Annotated in this window: 19 protein-coding genes; 10 read left to right on the top strand and 9 right to left on the bottom strand. The window is 66.4% G+C overall.

Going from position 1 to position 20,662, the window contains the following annotated elements:
* Positions 1-67 precede the first annotated feature (67 nt).
* From napA to VD964_RS17110, 3 genes are read left to right on the top strand one after another with little or no spacing between them, the layout of a single operon-like run.
* Positions 68-2,569: a nitrate reductase catalytic subunit NapA gene (gene napA / locus VD964_RS17120; RefSeq protein ID WP_324869721.1), complete on the top strand. Its 2,502-nt coding sequence runs from the start codon at positions 68-70 to the stop codon at positions 2,567-2,569.
* A gap of 14 nt (positions 2,570-2,583) precedes the next feature.
* The gene (locus VD964_RS17115) at positions 2,584-3,120 is read left to right on the top strand and encodes a nitrate reductase cytochrome c-type subunit (RefSeq protein WP_188092574.1); all 537 of its coding nucleotides are present in this window, start codon (positions 2,584-2,586) and stop codon (positions 3,118-3,120) included.
* Entirely contained in the window at positions 3,117-3,734 is a 618-nt protein-coding gene (locus VD964_RS17110; protein WP_324869720.1) for a cytochrome c3 family protein, read from the top strand. Before VD964_RS17115 ends, VD964_RS17110 begins: the two co-directional genes overlap by 4 nt.
* A gap of 125 nt (positions 3,735-3,859) precedes the next feature.
* Here VD964_RS17110 and VD964_RS17105 read toward each other — a convergent pair whose 3' ends face one another.
* The 5 genes from VD964_RS17105 to VD964_RS17085 all read right to left on the bottom strand — a co-directional run bounded on the left by VD964_RS17105 (position 3,860) and on the right by VD964_RS17085 (position 6,922).
* Positions 3,860-4,285, bottom strand: coding sequence for a DUF5412 family protein (locus tag VD964_RS17105; RefSeq protein ID WP_324869719.1), 426 nt, complete (start codon positions 4,283-4,285; stop codon positions 3,860-3,862).
* A gap of 135 nt (positions 4,286-4,420) precedes the next feature.
* Complete coding sequence (locus tag VD964_RS17100; protein ID WP_324869718.1) at positions 4,421-4,849, bottom strand: DUF5412 family protein; 429 nt, start codon at positions 4,847-4,849, stop codon at positions 4,421-4,423.
* Positions 4,849-5,532, bottom strand: coding sequence for a polymorphic toxin type 44 domain-containing protein (locus VD964_RS17095; RefSeq protein WP_324869717.1), 684 nt, complete (start codon positions 5,530-5,532; stop codon positions 4,849-4,851). Before VD964_RS17095 ends, VD964_RS17100 begins: the two co-directional genes overlap by 1 nt.
* A 180-nt stretch (positions 5,533-5,712) precedes the next feature.
* On the bottom strand, positions 5,713-6,084 hold the full coding sequence (locus tag VD964_RS17090) for a hypothetical protein (RefSeq protein ID WP_324869716.1): 372 nt from the start codon (positions 6,082-6,084) through the stop codon (positions 5,713-5,715).
* Between the two features lie 10 nt (positions 6,085-6,094).
* The gene (locus VD964_RS17085) at positions 6,095-6,922 is read right to left on the bottom strand and encodes a hypothetical protein (protein ID WP_324869715.1); all 828 of its coding nucleotides are present in this window, start codon (positions 6,920-6,922) and stop codon (positions 6,095-6,097) included.
* A gap of 262 nt (positions 6,923-7,184) precedes the next feature.
* Here VD964_RS17085 and carB point away from each other — a divergent pair, with 262 nt between their 5' ends.
* Both carB and greA read left to right on the top strand, forming a co-directional pair.
* A complete protein-coding gene (gene carB / locus VD964_RS17080; protein ID WP_324869714.1) occupies positions 7,185-10,433 on the top strand; it encodes a carbamoyl-phosphate synthase large subunit in 3,249 nt (1,082 codons plus the stop codon).
* 96 nt (positions 10,434-10,529) lie between these two features.
* Positions 10,530-11,003: a transcription elongation factor GreA gene (greA, locus tag VD964_RS17075; RefSeq protein ID WP_063633617.1), complete on the top strand. Its 474-nt coding sequence runs from the start codon at positions 10,530-10,532 to the stop codon at positions 11,001-11,003.
* A gap of 45 nt (positions 11,004-11,048) precedes the next feature.
* On the opposite strand, the gene VD964_RS17070 is transcribed toward greA, so the two are convergent.
* A complete protein-coding gene (locus tag VD964_RS17070; RefSeq protein ID WP_324869713.1) occupies positions 11,049-11,978 on the bottom strand; it encodes a dienelactone hydrolase family protein in 930 nt (309 codons plus the stop codon).
* Between the two features lie 170 nt (positions 11,979-12,148).
* On the opposite strand from VD964_RS17070, the gene chrA reads away from it, so the two are divergent.
* Positions 12,149-13,474 (top strand): chromate efflux transporter, encoded by a 1,326-nt coding sequence (chrA, locus tag VD964_RS17065; RefSeq protein ID WP_324869712.1) that lies wholly within the window; start codon positions 12,149-12,151, stop codon positions 13,472-13,474.
* Positions 13,475-13,497: 23 nt separating this feature from the next.
* Here the strand turns inward: chrA and VD964_RS17060 are convergent, their stop codons facing one another.
* On the bottom strand, positions 13,498-14,067 hold the full coding sequence (locus VD964_RS17060) for an Lrp/AsnC family transcriptional regulator (protein WP_324869711.1): 570 nt from the start codon (positions 14,065-14,067) through the stop codon (positions 13,498-13,500).
* A gap of 153 nt (positions 14,068-14,220) precedes the next feature.
* Here VD964_RS17060 and VD964_RS17055 point away from each other — a divergent pair, with 153 nt between their 5' ends.
* The 3 genes from VD964_RS17055 (at position 14,221) to VD964_RS17045 (ending at position 16,766) form a co-directional block, all read left to right on the top strand.
* Positions 14,221-15,198: a mitochondrial fission ELM1 family protein gene (locus VD964_RS17055; protein WP_324869710.1), complete on the top strand. Its 978-nt coding sequence runs from the start codon at positions 14,221-14,223 to the stop codon at positions 15,196-15,198.
* Between the two features lie 158 nt (positions 15,199-15,356).
* On the top strand, positions 15,357-16,055 hold the full coding sequence (locus VD964_RS17050) for a 2OG-Fe(II) oxygenase (protein WP_324869709.1): 699 nt from the start codon (positions 15,357-15,359) through the stop codon (positions 16,053-16,055).
* A gap of 78 nt (positions 16,056-16,133) precedes the next feature.
* Positions 16,134-16,766 carry a 2OG-Fe(II) oxygenase gene (locus VD964_RS17045; RefSeq protein ID WP_324869708.1) on the top strand — a complete coding sequence of 211 codons (633 nt, stop codon included), beginning with the start codon at positions 16,134-16,136 and terminating at the stop codon, positions 16,764-16,766.
* 165 nt (positions 16,767-16,931) lie between these two features.
* Here VD964_RS17045 and VD964_RS17040 read toward each other — a convergent pair whose 3' ends face one another.
* Together VD964_RS17040 and VD964_RS17035 are read right to left on the bottom strand one after the other, a co-directional pair.
* On the bottom strand, positions 16,932-18,521 hold the full coding sequence (locus VD964_RS17040; protein ID WP_324869707.1) for a cisplatin damage response ATP-dependent DNA ligase: 1,590 nt from the start codon (positions 18,519-18,521) through the stop codon (positions 16,932-16,934).
* Complete coding sequence (locus VD964_RS17035) at positions 18,518-19,609, bottom strand: ligase-associated DNA damage response exonuclease (RefSeq protein WP_324869706.1); 1,092 nt, start codon at positions 19,607-19,609, stop codon at positions 18,518-18,520. The genes VD964_RS17040 and VD964_RS17035 overlap by 4 nt, the downstream gene beginning before the upstream one ends.
* A 52-nt stretch (positions 19,610-19,661) precedes the next feature.
* Between VD964_RS17035 and VD964_RS17030 the strand changes: the two genes are divergently transcribed.
* Complete coding sequence (locus VD964_RS17030; protein ID WP_324869705.1) at positions 19,662-20,576, top strand: pseudouridine-5'-phosphate glycosidase; 915 nt, start codon at positions 19,662-19,664, stop codon at positions 20,574-20,576.
* Positions 20,577-20,662 lie beyond the last annotated feature (86 nt).

The raw sequence follows: 20,662 nt of genomic DNA, 5'->3' as shown, positions 1-20,662 counted from the left end.
ACCGTCCAGGCGCGCCGCATCCGCCCTGTCCCGACCGAATTTCCTCCGAAACTGGAGTCTCCCTGCCATGTTCCTGTCCCGCCGCGATTACCTGAAGGCGCAAGCCGCCGCTGCCGCCGCCGCGGCGGCCGGAATCTCAATGCCCGCATCGGCCGCCAACATCCTCACCGGCGAAGGCGCCAAGCTGAACTGGTCCAAGGCCCCCTGCCGGTTCTGCGGAACCGGCTGCGGCGTGATGGTCGGCGTCAAGGACGGCCGCGTGGTCGCCACCCACGGCGACGCGAAGGCCGAGGTGAACCGCGGCCTGAACTGCGTGAAGGGCTATTTCCTGTCCAAGATCATGTATGGCGAGGACCGGCTGAACCAGCCGCTGCTGCGCATGAAGGACGGCAAGTTCGACAAGGAGGGCGAGTTCCAGCCGGTCAGCTGGGACGCCGCCTTCGACATCATGGCGCAGAAGTGGAAGGAGACCCTGAAGAAGAAGGGTCCGACCGCCGTCGGCATGTTCGGCTCCGGCCAGTGGACCATCTACGAGGGCTATGCCGCCTCCAAGCTGATGAAGGCCGGCCTGCGCTCCAACAACCTGGACCCGAACGCCCGCCACTGCATGGCGTCGGCGGTGGCCGGCTTCATGCGCACCTTCGGCATGGACGAGCCGATGGGCTGCTACGACGACATGGAGCAGGCCGACGCCTTCGTGCTGTGGGGCTCCAACATGGCGGAGATGCACCCCATCCTGTGGACGCGCGTCACCGACCGCCGCCTCAGCCATCCCGACTGCAAGGTCGCCGTCCTCTCCACCTTCGAGCATCGCAGCTTCGACCTCGCCGACATCGGTCTGGTCTTCACCCCCGGTTCCGACCTGGCGATCCTGAACTACATCGCCAACCACATCATCAAGACCGGCCGGGTGAACAAGGAGTTCATCGAGAAGCACTGCAACTTCAAGCGCGGCCGCGACGACATCGGCTACGGCCTGCGTCCCGAGCATGCGCTGGAGCAGAAGGCGAAGAACGCCGCCAAGGCCAACGACTCCGACCCGATCAGCTTCGACGAGTTCGCCAAGTTCGTCGAGCCCTACACGCTGGACAAGGCGCATGAGCTGTCGGGCGTGCCGAAGAACCGGCTGGAGGCGCTGGCCGAGCTGTATGCCGACCCGAAGGTGAAGGTCGTGTCCTTCTGGACCATGGGCTTCAACCAGCATGTCCGCGGCGTCTGGGCCAACAACCTCGTCTACAACATCCACCTGCTGACCGGCAAAATCTCCCAGCCCGGCAACGGTCCCTTCTCGCTGACCGGCCAGCCGTCCGCCTGCGGCACCGCGCGCGAGGTCGGCACCTTCGCCCACCGGCTGCCCGCCGACATGGTGGTGACCAACCCCGAGCACCGCAAACACGCCGAGGAGATCTGGAAGCTGCCGGAGGGGACCATCCCCGACAAGATCGGCTACCACGCCGTTCTGCAGGACCGCATGCTCAAGGACGGCAAGCTCAACGCCTACTGGGTCATGTGCAACAACAACATGCAGACGGCCCCGAACACGGCGAAGGAGACCTTCCCCGGCTACCGCAACCCGGAGAACTTCGTCGTCGTTTCCGATCCCTACCCCACCGTGACGGCGCTGGCCGCCGACCTGATCCTGCCGACCGCCATGTGGGTGGAGAAGGAGGGCGGCTACGGCAACGCCGAACGCCGCACCCAGCTGTGGCGCCAGCTGGTCGACGCGCCGGACGGTGCCAAGTCCGACCTGTGGCAGATCATGGAGTTCTCCAAGCGCTTCCGCATCGAGGAGGTGTGGCCGGAAGAACTCCTGAACAAGAAGCCGGAATACCGCGGCAAGAGCCTCTACGACGTGCTGTTCCGCAACGGCCAGGTCGACCGCTTCCCGCTGTCCGACCTCGACCCGAACTACGGGAACCACGAGGCCAAGGATGCCGGCTTCTACGTCCAGAAGGGCCTGTTCGAGGAATATGCCGCCTTCGGCCGCGGCCATGGCCATGATCTGGCGCCCTTCGACCTGTACCACCAGGAACGCGGCCTGCGCTGGCCGGTGGTGGACGGCAAGGAGACCAAGTGGCGCTACCGCGAGGGCTCCGACCCCTACGTGAAGGCCGGTGAAGGCATGCGCTTCTACGGCAACAAGGACGGCAAGGCGAATGTCTTCGCCCTGCCCTACGAGCCGCCGGCCGAAGCGCCCGACGCCGACTACCCGTTCTGGCTGTCGACCGGCCGCGTGCTGGAGCACTGGCACAGCGGGTCGATGACGCTGCGCGTGCCGGAGCTGCGCAAGTCGGTCCCCAACGCCGTGGTGTTCATGCACCCCGACGACGCCAAGGACCTGAACGTCCGGCGCGGGCAGGAGGTGCGCATCACCTCGCGGCGCGGCGAGGTCCGGGTGCGGGTCGAAACGCGCGGGCGCAACAAGCCGCCGCGCGGCCTGGTCTTCGTCCCCTTCTTCGACCACACGGTCCTCATCAATAAGGTGACGCTCGACGCCACCGATCCCATCAGCAAACAGACCGACTTCAAGAAATGCGCGGTCAAGATCACGCCCGTCGTGAACGCCTGAGGAGTGCCGGCATCATGAAGACCCGTTTCCTGATCGCCGCGCTGGCCCTTCTGGCCGGCGTCCCGGCCCTGACCATCGGCGTCACCTCCGGTGTTGTCGCCGCCGACAAGCCCGTCGTGATGGCCCAAGCAGCCGCCAACGCCACCGGCACCGTGGGGGGGATCAAGGTCCCCTCCGCCAATCATCCGATCACCACGGATGTCCCGGCCGAGGCGACCCACCGCGAGATCACCGACGACCAGAAGCGCGTGCGCAACTACGCCGACCAGCCGCCGCTGATCCCGCATGCCATCCGCGACTATCAGATTGACCTGAACATCAACAAGTGCCTGACCTGCCACGACCGCCGCAACACGGCCGGCTCGCAGGCGCCGATGCTGTCGGTCACCCATTTCCAGGACCGTGACGGCCAGACGCTGGGCACGGTGGCGGCGCGCCGCTACTTCTGCACCCAGTGCCACGTCCAGCAGACGGATGCGCAGCCGATCGTTCCCAACAGCTTCCGCGACTTCGACTCGGTCCTGGGCCATGCCCAAGGCGGCCAGAAATGACGATCCGATCCGCCCTGACGGGCCTGTGGCGGCTGTTCGCCCGCCCCAGCGTCCACTTCAGCCTGGGTTTCCTGACGCTGGGCGGCTTCATCGCCGGCGTCCTCTTCTGGGGTGGTTTCAACACCGCGCTGGAGGCGACCAACAAGGAGGCCTTCTGCATCAGCTGCCACGAGATGCGTGACAATCCCTATGAGGAGCTGAAGCAGACCATCCACTTCACCAACCGGTCGGGCGTGCGCGCAAGCTGCCCCGACTGCCACGTCCCGCATGAATGGACCGACAAGATCGCCCGCAAGATGCAGGCATCGAAGGAGGTCTGGGGCAAGATCTTCGGCACCATCGACACCCGCGAGAAGTTCCTGGACAAGCGCCGCGAGCTGGCCGAGCACGAATGGGCGCGTCTGAAGTCCAACAACTCGCTGGAATGCCGGAACTGCCACAGCGCCGATTCGATGGACATCACCAAGCAGAACCCGCGCGCGGCGAACATGCACGAGACCTACCTGTTCACCGGCCAGAACACCTGCATCGACTGCCACAAGGGCATCGCCCACCGCCTGCCCGACATGCATGGCGTGGAACCCGGCTGGACCATGAAGACCAGCCAGAAGTGAGTGCCTGGTTGCTGCAACAGCCCCGTCTCCGGAAGGAGCGGGGCTGTTTGCGTTTCACGGGAAACCTTTCAGGCTATCGAACCGCCGCCCACCGCACCGCCGGCCCGCTTTCGACACCAGCGATATCACCGATAGGAAATGGCAACTCCATCCATGGAGCTTTCTCTCTGAACGACGTTCCCCTCGCCGAACGCCTCGGCGGCATTGGAGGCGGTGATTTCAACGGTTGCCGCATCGATCCATCTGACATGGAGGTCATGCTGTCCCCGCACATACAGGAACTGCTTGCTGCCATCCGGATCGAACTTCCGATTTGCCGGGGCAAAGGTTGCCCGCGTGTTGAAGCCTGTTGTTGCACCACAATCGACTGAATAGATGACCACTGACACCTTTCCATCCGGCGAAGGCGTCTCCCCAAGATTATCAACTCGGCACATATCGAAGAAAAAAGCGATATAGATGAAAAATGTTGCGTATATCAATATAGGCACACAAAGAAACACACCAACCGCAACCAATATGATTTTATTTATTTGAAATTTTTTAATCATAATTTTCTATTGCCGCTCGGTGATACATTTTATCTAAACAGTTAGATCAAAATCAGAAAAAATTCGTCAGTATCTTTTCAAGGATTTATCCTCTTTACTTTCCGGCATGGCATGCACCTATCGACACAGAAAGTGTCACCGATAGGAGATGGCGACTCCATCCATGGAGTTTTCTCTCTGAACGATGTTTCCCTCGCCGAAAGCATCGGCGGCGTCGGCGGCAGTGATTTCAACGGTTGCCGCATCGATCCATCTGACATGGAAGTCGTGCTGTCCCCGCACATGAAGGAACTGCTTGCTTTTTCCAGGAACGAATTCCTTTTTTGCGGGAGCCAGAGCTGCCCTGGTGTTGAACCGACTTCCCGCACCGCAATCGATCGAGTAGATGACCACTGATGTCTCGCCATTTGGTGATGGCGTCACCCCGAAACTCTCAACCTCGCAAAAGCTAAAGAAAAAATTTATGTATATATAGACCGCAGAGAAAAAAATAATTATCAGAGCCACAGCTATCGACACAGAGATAAAAAATATTCTCAACATTCTATTCTTCGACGCTCCCATTATTTTTTCCTCACGTATTTTCCAACATAATAACTATACCCTTTTCCGATATTGTCATAGTCAACTGGATCATCGCCAAATGGCGCTACTCCTCCAATTCCTAGAATGGCTTCAAGTACACTCGGCGCCACCCCTCCCCATGATGGGTCACTTGTCCCTTGAGTTACTTGATACCAACCAGCCGTCCTTTGAAGGGTGTCCAATGAATATCCCATAGCGGCGCCAACGGCACCATAATGAAAATTCCCAAACCCCTCGTACTCTCTCGATATCCTCTTATAATCCCATGGACCATAACTCTTGACCTGATCATAAAACCATAAATCACCCACGACAGTATGCGCCCAATGATTCTCCGCCTCTTTTATGTTCTTATCGATATCCACACCCGGCGGAGCTTTCGGCACGCCATTCCCGGGAGTGTAACCCTGGGATTGAGCGTGACCGCTGCCGGACGGCCAACCCCGTTCATGTTCTGAAACGAGCACATCCTCACCGCTTACAGTTCGGATGTATTCGTTGACATGAACCGTAACGCCATGCTCCGCCCTATCTTTCGGACGTCCGGCAAAGTCATGGCGGGAATTATCAGGATATAGCGCGTCAAACCCGCGCGTCACCTTCGCAATCCATCGTTCACGCTCCGGATCTGCAGCATTCCAATAACGCGGATCCCGCATCATCGCGTGCAGAGCATCCAATGCCGATGCCTTTGTCCGTTGACTGGACATAACGCCCGCCCCCATCACAACACACCTGGAATGGGATTATTTACACAGCACCTCTTCGTCCAGACATAAATTCAAATCTCAACGTCTGAAGAACTGCCCTTGCGCGTGATCGAAATTAGGAATTTTCGCTTATCACCCCAGCAGTGCCACCGCCCACAGCGCCAGCAGCGTCACCAGCACCGCCTCGCCCAGTCCGATCAGCCCGCGCAGCCCCAGCGCTACCCACCAACTCGCCCAATCGCGGCGGTGGCGGACCTCCTTCAGCAGGCGTTCCTGGATGCCGGCGACGGTGCGGCGGGCCGACAAGCTGGCGATGCCGCCGACCAGCGCCACCACCCCGGTGCCCAGCACGAAATACAGCGCGCCCTTCCAGCCGGCGAAATGGTCGGGGTCGTTCAGGTAATGCCCGGTGCCGACGACGATCCACACCGCCGCCGGCCAGACGCCGACGATTTCCGGCCCGGGTCCTTCCCCCTTCGGCTCCTCTTTCCGAACGTCGCTCATTGCCGCCTCCTCAGCCGCCCGGCACATGACGGTAGGCCAGCACCCGCGTCGCCGGCCCGCCCTCCACATCGGCGAGCGGCAGCAGCAGCTCGACGAACTTCGCCCCCGGCAGCATCGGGTCGTCGCGCACCAGCAGGCAGCGCGGCTCTCCGCTTTCCAGGCAGGCGCGCAGATCGGACAGCCAGCGCTGCGCCGCCTGTTCCGGATGGCACTCCGTCACCCGCCGCGTGGTCGGCCGCCCGTCCAGACGACGCTGCAGGGCGCGGCCGCAGGACTTGTAGACGAAATCGCTGCCGTCGGCGGTCGGCTCCATCAGGGCGATGCGCGGCACGCTCTCGCGCACCTGCGCGGTGTCGATCTCGACCGCCAGCGGCATGCGGCGCTTGCGCTTCAGCCGGAGCCAATGGGTGTAGAGCACGCGGACCTGCGGCGACTGCTCCACATCGATCGGGTCGGCGCGGCAGGGCGGCGGCGGCAGGTCGAGCACCGGAGTCGCGACCGGCGCGTCGGCGAAGGCGGCGGCGGCCGGCACCGGCCGGGACACCGGCGGCATCGGCCGCGACGCCGCCGCGGTCACCGGCGCATGTGCCTGGCCGGCGGCCGTATGCCCGATCCGCCCGCCATGCTTCTTCAGCATCGGCAGCGGCGCCCAGGCGCTGCAGGTGTGATAGCCCTTGGTGATGCGGCGGTAGTCCTGGCTGCTGGCGGTGCGGCATTCGCCCTCCACCCCGTGGCGGGCGACATGGACAAGCGTGTTGTCCTCCGACAGCGCGCGCTCGCCCCCCCACGAGACGCAGGCGGCGCAGGCGCGGCTGTCCTTGGCGAATGCGTGGCTCATCGGGGCGTATCTCCAAAGGGTATGCGAAACGGGAGAATGGGAATTGATGCGTCCCTTTCACGCCCGGTTCAAGACCCGCATAGGGCGGCGGTGCCGTGCCCGAGATTCAGTCATGCGAGGGTGACATCCATGCCACCCCTTCCCCCCCGGCCCCGAACCCCCTATAAGGGGGCCTTGCACGACATGCCCATCCCCGCTCTCCGTCTCCGGTCCTCCGGTGCCGGGGGGTTTTCGGCTGACCACACTTCAGAGAAGCGGACCCATGCCCAAACGCACCGACATCAAATCCATCTGCATCATCGGCGCGGGTCCGATCGTCATCGGACAGGCATGCGAGTTCGATTATTCCGGCGTCCAGGCCTGCAAGGCGCTGCGCGAGGAAGGCTACCGGGTCATCCTCGTCAACTCCAACCCGGCCACCATCATGACCGACCCCGGTCTGGCCGACGCCACCTACATCGAGCCGATCACCCCGGCGGTGGTCGCCAAGATCCTGGAGAAGGAGCGCCCCGACGCCCTCTTGCCGACCATGGGCGGCCAGACCGCGCTGAACACGGCGATGGCGCTGTCCGACGACGGCACGCTGGAGCGCCTCGGCGTGGAGATGATCGGCGCCAAGCGCGACGTCATCGCCAAGGCCGAGGACCGTATCCTCTTCCGCGACGCCATGGACAAGCTGGGCCTCGAATCGCCGAAGTCGCGCATGGTCCGCACGCTGGACGAGGCGATGGACGCGCTGGAGTTCGTCGGGCTGCCGGCGATCATCCGTCCCAGCTTCACCCTGGCCGGCACCGGCGGCGGCATCGCCTACAACCGGGCGGAGTTCGAGGACATCGTGCGCGGCGGCCTGCGCGCCAGCCCGGTCGGCGAGGTGCTGATCGAGGAATCGGTGCTGGGCTGGAAGGAATATGAGATGGAGGTCGTGCGCGACGGCGCCGACAACTGCATCATCGTCTGCGCCATCGAGAACATCGATCCGATGGGCGTCCACACCGGCGACTCGATCACGGTGGCGCCGTCGCTGACGCTGACCGACAAAGAATACCAGATCATGCGCGACGCCTCGATCGCCGTGCTGCGCGAGATCGGCGTGGACACCGGCGGCTCGAACGTCCAGTTCGCGGTCAACCCGGCCAACGGCCGCCTGATCGTCATCGAGATGAACCCGCGCGTGTCGCGCTCCTCGGCGCTGGCGTCGAAGGCCACCGGCTTCCCGATCGCCAAGATCGCCGCCAAGCTGGCCGTCGGCTACCGTCTGGACGAGCTGACCAACGACATCACCGGCACCACGCCCGCGAGCTTCGAGCCGACGATCGACTATGTCGTCACCAAGATGCCGCGCTTCACCTTCGAGAAGTTCAAGGGGTCGGAGCCGCTGCTGACCACCTCGATGAAGTCGGTGGGCGAGGCGATGTCGATCGGCCGCACCTTCCAAGAGTCGGTGCAGAAGGCCCTGCGTTCGATGGAGACCGGCCTGACCGGCTTCAACGAGGTGAAGATCGGCGGGGAAGAGAACCCGGACCGCACCGCCATCCGCGGCGCGCTCGCCACCCCGACGCCCGACCGCCTGCTGGTGATCGCCCAGGCCTTCCGCCACGGCTTCACCGTTGACGAGGTCCAGGCCGTCTCCAAATACGACCCGTGGTTCCTTGAGCAGATCAAGGCGATCACCGACCGCGAGGCGGCGATCCGCGCCGACGGCCTGCCGACCGACAAGGCCGGCTGGCTGAAGCTGAAGCAGATGGGCTTCTCCGACGCCCGTCTGGCCGAACTGGCCAAGACCACCGAGGCCGCGGTCGCCACCGCGCGCCGCATGGCCGGCGTCACCCCGGTCTACAAGCGCATCGACACCTGCGCCGCCGAATTCGCCTCCGCCACCCCCTACATGTACTCGACCTACGAGACCGACGGGACCGGCGAGGCGGAGTGCGAGTCCGACCCGACCGAAGCGAAGAAGGTCGTCATCCTCGGCGGCGGTCCGAACCGCATCGGCCAGGGCATCGAGTTCGACTATTGCTGCGTCCATGCCGTCTACGCCCTGCAGGAGGCCGGCATCGAGACCATCATGGTCAACTGCAACCCGGAGACCGTCTCCACCGACTACGACACCGCCGACCGCCTGTATTTCGAGCCGCTGACGGCCGAGGACGTGGTGGAGCTGGTGCGGGTCGAGCAGCGCAAGGGCAATGTGCTGGGCTGCATCGTGCAGTTCGGCGGCCAGACCCCGCTGAAGCTCGCCGCCGCGCTGGAAGCCGCTGGCATCCCGATCCTCGGCACCTCGCCCGACGCCATCGATCTGGCCGAGGATCGCGAGCGCTTCCAGAAGCTGCTGCATGAGCTGAACCTGAAGCAGCCGGCCAACGGCCTCGCCCGCTCGCTGGAAGAGGCGGAGGCGGTGGCCACCCGCATCGGCTTCCCGGTCGTCATCCGTCCGTCCTACGTGCTGGGCGGCCGGGCGATGGAGATCGTCCACGACATGGCCGGGCTCCAGCGCTACATGGGCACCGCCGTGCAGGTGTCGGGCAAGAACCCGGTGCTGATCGACAGCTACCTGCAGGACGCCATCGAGGTCGACGTCGACGTCGTCTGCGACGGCACCGACGTGTATGTCGCCGGCGTGATGGAGCACATCGAGGAGGCCGGCATCCATTCCGGCGACAGCGCCTGCGCCCTGCCGCCCTACACGCTGCCGGCCGACATCATCGCCGAGATCAACCGCCAGTCGGACGCGCTCGCCCATGCGCTGAAGGTGGTCGGGCTGATGAACGTGCAGTTCGCGGTCAAGGACGGCACCGTCTACATCCTGGAGGTCAACCCGCGCGCCAGCCGCACGGTGCCCTTCGTCGCCAAGGCCACCGGCACCGCCATCGCCAAGATCGCTGCCCGCGTCATGGCGGGGGAGAAGCTGGGCGCCTTCACCCTGAACGGCCCGACGCCGCCGCACACCGCGGTCAAGGAAGCCGTCTTCCCCTTCGCCCGCTTCCCCGGCGTCGACATCGTTCTGGGTCCGGAGATGAAGTCGACGGGCGAGGTCATGGGCCTCGACCACAACTTCGCGCTCGCCTTCGCCAAGGCGCAGCTCGGTGCCGGCGTCACCCTGCCGGTCAAGGGCAGCGTCTTCGTCTCGGTCAAGGACCGCGACAAGCCGGCGCTGGCGGTGATCTCCAAGAAGCTGCACGACATGGGCTTCCGCATCCTCGCCACGTCGGGCACCGCCAAGGTGCTCAGCGACGCCGGCGTGCCGGCGGAAACCATCAACAAGGTCGTCGAAGGGCAGCCGCACATCGTCGACGCCATGATCAACGGCGACGTGCATCTGGTCATCAACACCACGGAAGGCGCCCAGGCGCTGTCCGACAGCTTCAGCCTGCGTCGCACCGCGCTGACCTACAACATTCCGTATTACACCACCGTGGCGGGCGCACGCGCGGCAGTGGAAGCGATTGCCGCACTCCGGAACGGCAGCCTTGAAGTCGCCCCGTTGCAGTCGTACCTTAGCGGATCGTATTAAGGACGGACGACGGCGCGGCGGACCTCCTCCGCGCCGTCTTCGTCCTTGATGTCGCTTTGGACAGGTCGAACGACTGCAAGCGGTGATGGACCGAACATGGAAAAAGTTCCGATGACAGCGGCGGGCTTCAACCGCCTCCAGGAGGAATTGAAGCACCTTAAGATCACCGAACGCCCGGCGGTCATCAAAGCCATCGCGGAAGCCCGCGAACACGGCGACCTTTCGGAAAACGCCGAGTATCACGCGGCGCGCGAACGTCAGAGCTTCATCGAAGGCCGCGTGCTGGAGCTTGAGGACAAGATCAGCCGTGCCGAGGTCATCGACCCGGCCAAGCTGACGGGCAATACCGTGAAGTTCGGTGCGACCGTGACCCTGGCCGACCAGGACACGGATGAGGAGACGACCTACCAGATCGTCGGCCAGGACGAGAGCGACATCAAGAACCGCCTGCTGTCGATCCAGGCGCCGCTGGCCCGCGCCCTGATCAACAAGTCCGTCGGCGACAGCGTGGAGGTCTCCACCCCCGGCGGCTCCAAGCTGTACGAGATCGTTTCGGTCGAGTTCCGCTGAGGGTTTTCCCCTCTCCCCACCAGGGAGAGGGGACATCAGGCCCCCTCACCCCCGCAGCTTATCCCTGAAGAATTCCGTCACCCGCCGGATCGCGTCCGAGCGGGCGTCTTCGTTCGTGCCGACATGGGCCGTTCCATCGGGTGCGGTGGCGAGGTCGTTGCGCTTGCGCACCGGGGCGTCGGGCGCGTCGAAGCCGTGATAGGCGTCGGGATAGACCACCAGTTCCATCCTGTCCTTCACCCCCTCGCGCCCGGCCAACTCGGCGCAGGCCTCCGGCGGTGTCCAGTCGTCCTTGTCGCCGACCAGCAGCAGCAGCGGACCGTCGGGTTGCCAGTCCTCATTGCTCAGCGACGCACGGCAGCCCGGATAGAAGGCCACGGCGGCGCGGAAACCGCCGGCTTCCGATCCCGCCGGCCCGTCTTCCCCGGCGCCATAGGCGGCCAGCACGGTGCCCGCCCCCTGCGACCAGCCGATCAGGCCGATGCGGTCATGATCCACCTCCGGCCGCCTGCGCAGGAAGGCCAGCGCGCCCCAGGCATCGCGCTTGCGCTCCACCGTGGCGCGGACGGTGCGGTCCTTCAGCGCGGTGGTGCAGACCTCCTCCACGTCGCGCGGGCCGAAGCTGTCGACCATCAGCACCTCGTAGCCCTGGCGCTGCAAGTGGGTCGCCCACCAGACATGGCGCGGCGACACCCGGCCGTTGCGGGCATAGAGGCCGCCGCAGCCATGCAGCATGACCACCGCCGGGTGCGGACCGGCGCCCGCGGGACGCAGCAGCCGCCCGGTCAGCATCGTCGGCGCCCCGCCGGTCAGGTCGCCATCGGTGGACGGAAAGCGGACGATCTCTTCGGCGTGGACGCCGACCGCGGCATGGGCCGGTGCCGCCACGGTCGACATCCCGGCGGCGAACAACCCGATACCGGCACACAGCGCCGCACTCAACACAGCCGCGCGACCGCGGGCGGAAGCCTTCATTCTCCAGCGTCCCCGACACCCGGCGCCGGCCACGACGGCGGCGCTCGCGGTTGCAATATTAAACCCCGGCGCTGCGGAAGGCCATGGCCGCCCCTCAATTGTCCCCGGAACTCGCCCTGTCCGATGGTGGACGCTGCCTTGCGGCGGCATTTGCGTTAGGGTACGGCCCCATGACCGACACCCCCGCCCCGCCCGCTCCGCCGCCGTCCGCCACGGTCCCCGCCTTCGGCACCTTCTGCCTCTACTGGCTGCGGCTGGGGCTGACCAGCTTCGGCGGGCCGGCCGGGCAGATCGCGATGATGCAGAGCGAGCTGGTCGACCGCCGCCGCTGGATCGACCAGACGCGGTTCCTGCACGCGCTGAACTTCTGCATGCTGCTGCCGGGTCCGGAGGCGCAGCAGCTCGCCACCTACATCGGCTGGCGGCTGCACGGGGTGCGCGGCGGGCTGGTGGCGGGCGGACTGTTCGTGCTGCCGGGCGCCCTTGTCCTGCTCGCCCTGTCCTGGATCGCCGCCGCCCATGGCGATACCGGGCTGGTCGGCGCGCTGTTCGACGGCATCAAGCCGGCGGTGGTGGCGATCATCGTCGCCGCGGTCTGGCGGATGGGCCGCCGCACGCTGAAGGGTCCGGCAGCGGTGGCGATGGCCGGCGCCGCCTTCCTGGCGCTGTTCGCGCTGAATCTGCCCTTCCCGCTGGTCATCGGCGCCGCGGCGGTGGTCGGCGGCGTCGCGGCGCGGATGGGCCGCCACTGGTTCGCCCACCCGCATCCGGTGGCGGACGGCGATGCCATGGAGGACGCTGCGGAGCCGGCGCCCAAGCCCGGCCGGCTGCTGGTTCTGGCGGCGCTGTTCGTCCTGCTGTGGGCGGTGCCGGTGGGGGCGGTGCTGCTGGCCTTCGGGACCGATCCCTGGCGCGGCATCGCGGCGCTGTTCACCAAGGCGGCCTTCGTCACCTTCGGCGGCGCCTATGCCGTGCTGCCCTATATCGCCGGGCAGGCGGTGGACGCCTATGGCTGGCTCGGCCCGCGCGAGATGGTCGACGGGCTGGCCCTGGCCGAGACGACGCCGGGGCCGCTGATCCTGGTCACGCAATATGTCGGCTTCTTCGCCGGCTGGAACCGGCCGGGTGGGCTGTCGCCGGCGCTGGCGGGAACGCTGGGGGCGGCGCTGACGACCTACGTCACCTTCCTGCCCTGCTTCCTGTTCATCTTCGCTGGCGCCCCCTATGTGGAGCGGCTGATCCACAACCGTCTGGCCGCGGGGGCGCTGGCCGCCATCGCCGCGGCGGTGGTGGGGGTGATCCTGAACTTAGGAGTCTATCTGGGGATGGCGGTGCTGCTGCCGGACGGGCAGCCGGCAGGACAGATGATCTGGACCTGGGCGATCATGCTAGCCGCGCTCTACGCCCTGACCCGGCGCGGCGTGGCGATCCACTGGGTGGTGCTGGGGGGAGCCGCGGCGGGCCTGCTCCAGGCGCTCGCCGCATCCTCCCTGTAGAAAGGCCGTTATGCCTTGCCCGTTCAGCGCCGGGTGGCGCGGGCGGGCGGCGTCTCGGCCACGTCCTCGACGAAATCCTCGTCCTCGTCGTCCTCGGTCCCTTCCGGGATGTCGGGCGAATCGACGTCGATGGGAACGCCGGGGGTGTGCTTGCTGGTGCGGATCGACAGGGCCGACTTGACATGGGCGACGTTGGGCGCCGACGTCAGCTTGGTCGTCAGGAAGCGCTGGTAGTCGTCCCAGTCCTCCGCCACGATCTTCAGGACGAAATCATATTCGCCGGCCAGCATGTTGCACTCACGCACGAGCGGCCAGCTGTTGACGAGCTCCTCGAATTTCTTTAGGTCCGCTTCGGCCTGGCTGCTGAGGCCGACCTGGGCGAACACCGTGACGCCAAACCCCAGTGCATCGGGGTTGACGTCGGCGTGGTAGCCACGGATGAATCCCGCCTCCTCCAGCGCGCGGACGCGGCGCAGGCAGGGCGGAGCGGAGATGCCGGCACGTCGGGCAAGCTCCACGTTGGTCATCCGGCCGTCGTTCTGCAGATCGCGCAGAATCCGACGGTCAATTCGGTCGAGTTTGACCCGCCGCATGGTTTTACTCGGTCGCTCCGGGGATGATTTGGAGAAAGGATATTACACGGGCATGGTGTCTACGCCAAGACCGAAACCCCCGCAAGGGCGAGCAACCCGGATACCGGTCTTTTCGCCGCAATCCCCTTCGCAGCCCCAACGATCCGAGTTCTCATGCAATCCTTGACCTGCTGGGTGGTGTCGGACGGCAAGGCCGGCATGGAAAACCAGTGCATCGGGCTGGCCGAGGCGCTGGGCCTGACGCCGGTGATCAAGCGTGTCCGCCTGCGCACCCCCTGGCGCCAGCTGACCCCCTACTGGCGCATCGGCAACCGCTTCGCCGCCGGCCCCAAGGGCGATCCGGTGGAGCCGCCCTGGCCCGACATCCTGATCGGCACCGGCCGGCAGTCCATCGCCGTCTCGCTGGCGGTGCGCCGCCAGTCGCGCGGGCGGACCTTCACCGTCCAGATCCAGGATCCGGTGATGAGCCCGCGGCATTTCGATCTGGTCGTCGTGCCGCGCCACGACAAGCTGCGCGCCGACAACGTGCTGGTGACGCGCGGCGCGCTGCATCGGGTGACGCCCGCCATCCTGGCCGACGCGGCCGAACGCTTCGCCCCGCGGCTGGCCCATCTGCCGCACCCGCGCATCGCCGTGCTGATCGGCGGAGACAACGGCGTCTACCGCCTGACGCCCACCATCATGGGCGACGTGGCCGAACGGCTGGCCAACCTGACGCGCACCCATGGCGCCGGGCTGATGGTCACCCCGTCGCGCCGGACCGGCGCCGACAACGAGGCGATCCTGCGCGCCCGCCTGTCCGGCCTGCCGGCGGAGGTGTGGGACGGCACCGGCGAGAACCCCTATTTCGCCTATCTCGGCCTCGCCGACGCCGTGGTGGTGACCTGCGACAGCGTGTCGATGACGTCGGAGGCCTGCTCCACCGGCAAGCCGGTCTATGTGATCGAGCTGGACGGCGGGTCGCCCAAGTTCCGCGCCTTCCATGACGGCCTGTACCAGGACGGCATCACCCGGCCCTTCGACGGCTCGCTCGACCATTGGAGCTATCAGCCGATGGACGAGACGCGGATCGTCGCCGAAGAGGTGATGCGCCGCCTGCCCGCGCACAGGAAGCGGCACGGTCTGGCGTAACAAGGCTGCGGGGTGCGGCGCGACCAATGCGCGCACCCCTTCGGCGCGATCCTTTGCCTGCGGAGTTCGGGGACGGGCCATGCCATAAGCGCTGGCAAACCGACCGCCCTCCGTCAGGCCGGTCGAGGGCCGTCCTTCCTTCCGGATCAATCGCCGCCATGACAGCCGACGCCATGATCGCCGCCGACACGCTCGCCACGACCTCCACCGCCGACACCGTTTCGGCCTCCTTCCTCCGTTGCCTGGAGCGCAGCCGGCTGTCGGAAACGCCCTACAATCATTGGCTGCTGTCCGAAGCCCTGCCGGAGGACGCCGCCGACGCCATTGCCGATCTGCCCTGGGGGCCGCCGCGGGTGTCCGACACCTACGGCAAGCGCGAGACCAACAACGCCTCGCGCACTTACTTCGGCGAGGAGAACCGGGCGAAATACGCGGTGTGCGAGACGGTCGCCCAGGCTTTCCAGGGCCGCCCGGTGGTGGAGGCGATCCAGCGCACCTGCAATGTCGACCTGACCGGCACCAGCCTGCGCATCGAATATTGCCAGGACACCGACGGCTTCTGGCTGGAGCCGCACACCGACATCGGCGTCAAGAAGTTCACGATGCTGATCTATCTGTCCAAGGGGCCGAACTGCTCGCATTGGGGCACCGACGTGCTGGACGAGACGCGGACGGTGGTCGCCCGCGCGCCCTACGCCTTCAATGAAGGCCTGATCTTCATCCCCGCCAGAAATACTTGGCATGGGTTCGAGAAACGTTCGATCGACGGCGTGCGCAAGTCGATCATCGTCAACTATGTCGGTCCCGAATGGCGGGCGCGGCAGGAACTCTGCTTCCCTGACAAACCTATTGCATAAAACTTCCGTCGTGTTTAAGTGACGCCGGTTTTGGGGGGCAATGCCACTGTCGGCACGCTCGTTGGGAGTTCAGTACCCATGTCCATGCTCGATCTGGACAAGTTCCGCGCCACCCCTCTGCAGCACGACCCCTTCGACTTCCTGTGCGTTCCCGGCTTCGTGAAGCGTGAGTTTCTCGAGGATCTGCACCGCGACTATCCCAAGGTCGACAAGCCCGGCTCCATCCCGCTGGGCGTCTTCCCCCAGGGGCCGAGCTTCGACCGGCTGATCGCCGAACTGAAGGGGCCGGAGGTCTGCAAGGCCTTTTCCGACAAGTTCGGGCTCGACCTGTCGGACTATCCGACGATGTTCACGGCGCGCGGCATGTGCCGGCCGACCGACGGCAAGATCCACCCGGATTCGGCCAGCAAGGTCATCACGGTCCTGATCTACATGAACCCGCCCTGGGAGGCGACCGGCGGCCGCCTGCGCATCCTGCGCACCCAGAACCTTGAGGATTACGCCGCCGAGGTTCCGCCGGAGGAAGGCACGCTGATGTGCTTCCGCCGCAGCGACACCTCCTGGCACGGCCACTATCCCTTCGAAGGCCAGCGCCGCGCGATCCAGATGAACTGGGTCAAGGGTAGCGTCTACATCTGGCACGAACAGTGGCGCCACCGCGTCGGCGCCTGGGCCAAGGGCGTGTTCGGGGGACAGGCCAAGGGGTATTGAGGGGGTGTTGATTGCGCCGAAATGCTTGTCCGGCGCCCCCTCCCTAACCCTCCCCCACCTCCGGTGGGAGAGGGAACTCCGCCGCTCTCGCGTTTAGCCCCCTCTCCCGCGTGAGCGGGGGAGGGTTGGGGAGGGGGCAATAGCTCGAGGGCGCAATCGCCACCCTCACCCCACCACCATCGCCGCCAGCGTCTCCAGCCTGTCCGCCTCGTGCGCCGGCTTGTCCCAGCGGATGCGGTGGACGCGCGGGAAGCGCATCGCCAGCCCGCTCTTGTGCCGGGTCGAGGGATGCACGCTGTCGAAGGCGACTTCCAGCACCAGACCGGCCTCCACCTCGCGCACCGGCCCGTAGCGGCGGGTGGTGTGGTTGCGCACCCAGCGATCCAGTTCGATCAGTTCGGCGTCGGTGAAACCGGAATAAGCCTTGCCGACCGGCACCAGCTCCTCCCCGCGCCAGACGCCGAAGGTGTAGTCGGAATAATAGCTCGACCGCTTCCCGTGGCCGCGCTGGGCGTACATCATCACGGTGTCGAGCGTCAGCGCCCCGCGCTTCCACTTGAACCAGGGCCCCTTCGGCCGCCCGGCCAGATAGGCGCTGTCGCGCCGTTTCAGCATCAGCCCCTCGATGCCGTTCTCCCGTGCCCCTTCACGCATCGCCACCAACTCGTCCCAGCCGCCGAAGGGCACCAGCGGCGACAAATCCATCCGCCGCGGCTGCACCGCCTCGAACCAGCGCTCCAGCCGGGCACGCCGTTCGATGAAGGACAGGCCGCGCAGATCCTCTTCTCCGTCGAACAGGATGTCGTAGAGCCGCACCCAGGCCGGCCCGTCGCGCAGCATCTGCGCCGTCACCGTCTTGCGGTTCAACCGCTGCTGCAGATCGTTGAAGGGCGCCACCACCCCGTCGCGCGCCACCAGCAGTTCGCCGTCCAGCACCGCGTCGAAGCTCATGTGATCGACGATGTCCGGGAAAGCCCCCGACACGTCGTCGCCGGTGCGGCTGTAGAGCCGCCGTTCCCCGCCCCGTGCCACCATCTGCACGCGGATGCCGTCCCATTTCCATTCCGCGGCATAGGCGGCGGGGTCGAGCGCGGCGCGGTCCTCCTCCTCCAGCGGGTGGGACAGCATCATCGGCCGAAAGCCGGCGCCGGACCCGGTCGCCGGGCGTTCTTCGCGCCCCTCCAGCCAGGCGAACAGCTCCGCGTAGGGTGCGGTCAGCCCGTGCCAGACCTCCTCCACGTCATCGACGCTCACCTCCGGCCGGGCGGCCTTGCCCCACTCCGCCAGCGCCGTCTTGGCCAGCCGTGCCGACACGCCGATGCGCAGCGCCCCGGTGATCAGCTTCAGCAGGGCGAAGCGCCCCGACGAGTCGAGTGTGTCGAGCCAGCCCTCCACCAGCCCCATCACCTGCCCGCGCTTGGCGGCCTGCAGCCCCTCCACCACCTCGTTCAGGCTGGGCGGTAAACTGTTGGCTCTCTCCGGCCGCTCCGGCCAGATCAGCGCCACCGTCTCCGCCAGATCGCCGACATAGTCGTAGGACAGCGCCAGCAACTCCGGATCGACCCGCGTCGCCGCCAGTTCGCGGATCGCTGCCGGCTTGGCCTCGCGGAAGCTCAAAGCCCCGGTCAGAGCCGCCAGCGCCCATCCGCGGTCGGGATCCGGCGTGGTGGCGAAATGGTCGACCAGCAGGCGGATCTTGCCGTTGCGCGAGGGCATGAAGACCAGCGCGTCGATCAGCGCGGCAAAGCGGTTCACGACGCCTCTCCTTCCCCGGCCTTCTCGGGATCGCCCTCCAAATCCTCGTCCTCGAAACCGATCAGCGCCAGCGCGCGGGCGCGGATGCCGCGGCTGGTGGCGTAATGGACCAGCGCCTCCTCCCGCCCATGCGTCACCCAGACCTCCGGCGCGCCGACATCCTCCAGCGTCCGGCACAGCTCGTCCCAGTCGGCATGGTCGGAGATGACCAGCGGCAGTTCCACCCCGCGCTGGCGGGCGCGCTGGCGCACCCGCATCCAGCCCGACGCCATCGCCACCACCGGATCGGCCAACCGCCGCGCCCAGCGGTCGGCCACCGCCGCCGGCGGGGCCAGCACCAGGGCGCCCTTCAGATCCTCCTTCGCCGCCACCGTGGCCGGCCGCAGCTCCCCCAACTCCACCCCCCAATCGCTATAGAGCCGGCACAGGGGCTCCAGCGCGCCATGCAGCCAGATCGGCCGGTCGTATCCCGCCGCCCGCAGCAGCGTGATCAGCCGCTGGCATTTGCCAAGCGCATAGACGCCGACGACATGGCTGCGCTCCGGGAACAGCTCCATCGAATGCAGCAGCTTTCCCACCTCCCCCAGGTCGGGCGGATGGCGGAACACCGGCAGGCCGAAGGTCGCCTCGGTGACGAAGACGTCGCAGGGCACCGGCTCGAACGGCGCGCAGGTGCGGTCGAGGCGGCGCTTGTAGTCGCCCGACACGACGACGCGCGACCCGGCATGCTCCAGCACCACCTGGGCGCTGCCCAGCACATGGCCGGCCGGCACCAGCCGCACATCGACATCGCCGATCCGCAAGGTCTCGCCATACTCCAGCGCTTGCAGGCTCCCCCCCACGCCTGCGCCCATCCGCTGGCGCATGATGGCGAGCGTGCCCGGAGTCGCCAGCACATGGCGGTTGCCCGGCCTCGCATGGTCGGAATGGCCGTGGGTGACGACCGCGCGCTCCACCGGGCGCACCGGGTCGATGTAGAAGCCCCCCGGCTCGACATAGAGCCCTTCGGGAAGGACCTTGATCCACCTGTCGGGGTGCGGGCGGCCCGGATTGGATTGGCCGGGATTGGATTGGTGTGCAGCGGACATGCGTCCTAATATAGGGCGCGAAAACCGCCCCCCAACATCGAAGAGACCGCGCATGCACCCGATCCTGCTGCCCACCCCCGAGGTCGCCGACGCGCTTGCCGGAAAGCGCCCGGTGGTGGCGCTGGAATCGACGGTGATCTCCCACGGCATGCCTTACCCCCGCAACCTGGAGACCGCCCGCGCGCTGGAGGCGGAGGTGCGGGCCGCCGGCGCCATCCCCGCCACCATCGCGGTGATGGACGGGCACATCCGCATCGGGCTGGACGACGAGGCGCTGGAGCGTCTGGCGACCGGCGGCCACGTTGTGCGCAAGCTCAGCCGCCGCGACCTCCCCGTCGCCATCGCGACTCGGGCGCTCGGCGCCACCACGGTGGCGGCGACGATGATCGGGGCGCGGCTGGCCGGAATATCCGTCTTCGCCACCGGCGGCATCGGCGGCGTGCATCGCGGGGCGGAGACCAGCTTCGACATCTCCGCCGACCTGGACGAACTGGCGCGCACGTCGGTCTGCGTGGTCTGCGCCGGGGCCAAGTCGATTCTCGACCTGCCCAAGACGCTGGAGGTGCTGGAGACCCGCGGAGTCCCGGTGCTGGGCTTCGGCACCGATGAATTCCCGGCCTTCTACAGCCGCCGCAGCGGCCTGCCCGTCGATCATCGCTGTGACAACGTAACTGCGGTGGCAGACATTCTGCGCGCGAAATGGCAGCTTGGCCTGGAAGGCGGCGTGCTGCTGGCCAACCCGATTCCACCCGCCGACGAGCTTGACGCCGACGCCATGGAAACCGCCGTCGCCCAGGCGCTGGCCAACGCGGAATCCAATGGGATCAAGGGGAAGGACATCACCCCCCACCTGCTGGCGGCGCTGGAGCGCATCACCGGCGGGCGCAGCCTGACCGCCAACATCGCGCTGATCCGCAACAATGCGCGGGTCGCGGCAGGTGTCGCCGCCGCCCTTGCCGCCACCTAGAACCGAATGGATAGGCCATACCTCAGCAGGGGTAAGGCTTTAGCCTCGCCCCCGGCTTAAGACCCCGTTAACCGCCTACGCGCAAA

Origin of the sequence: Azospirillum sp. (genome assembly GCF_035628975.1) — a bacterium.
In the GTDB taxonomy this organism is placed as follows: domain Bacteria; phylum Pseudomonadota; class Alphaproteobacteria; order Azospirillales; family Azospirillaceae; genus Azospirillum.
Note: the sequence above shows the minus strand (reverse complement) of the source record. Positions and strands in the feature narration are given on the sequence as shown.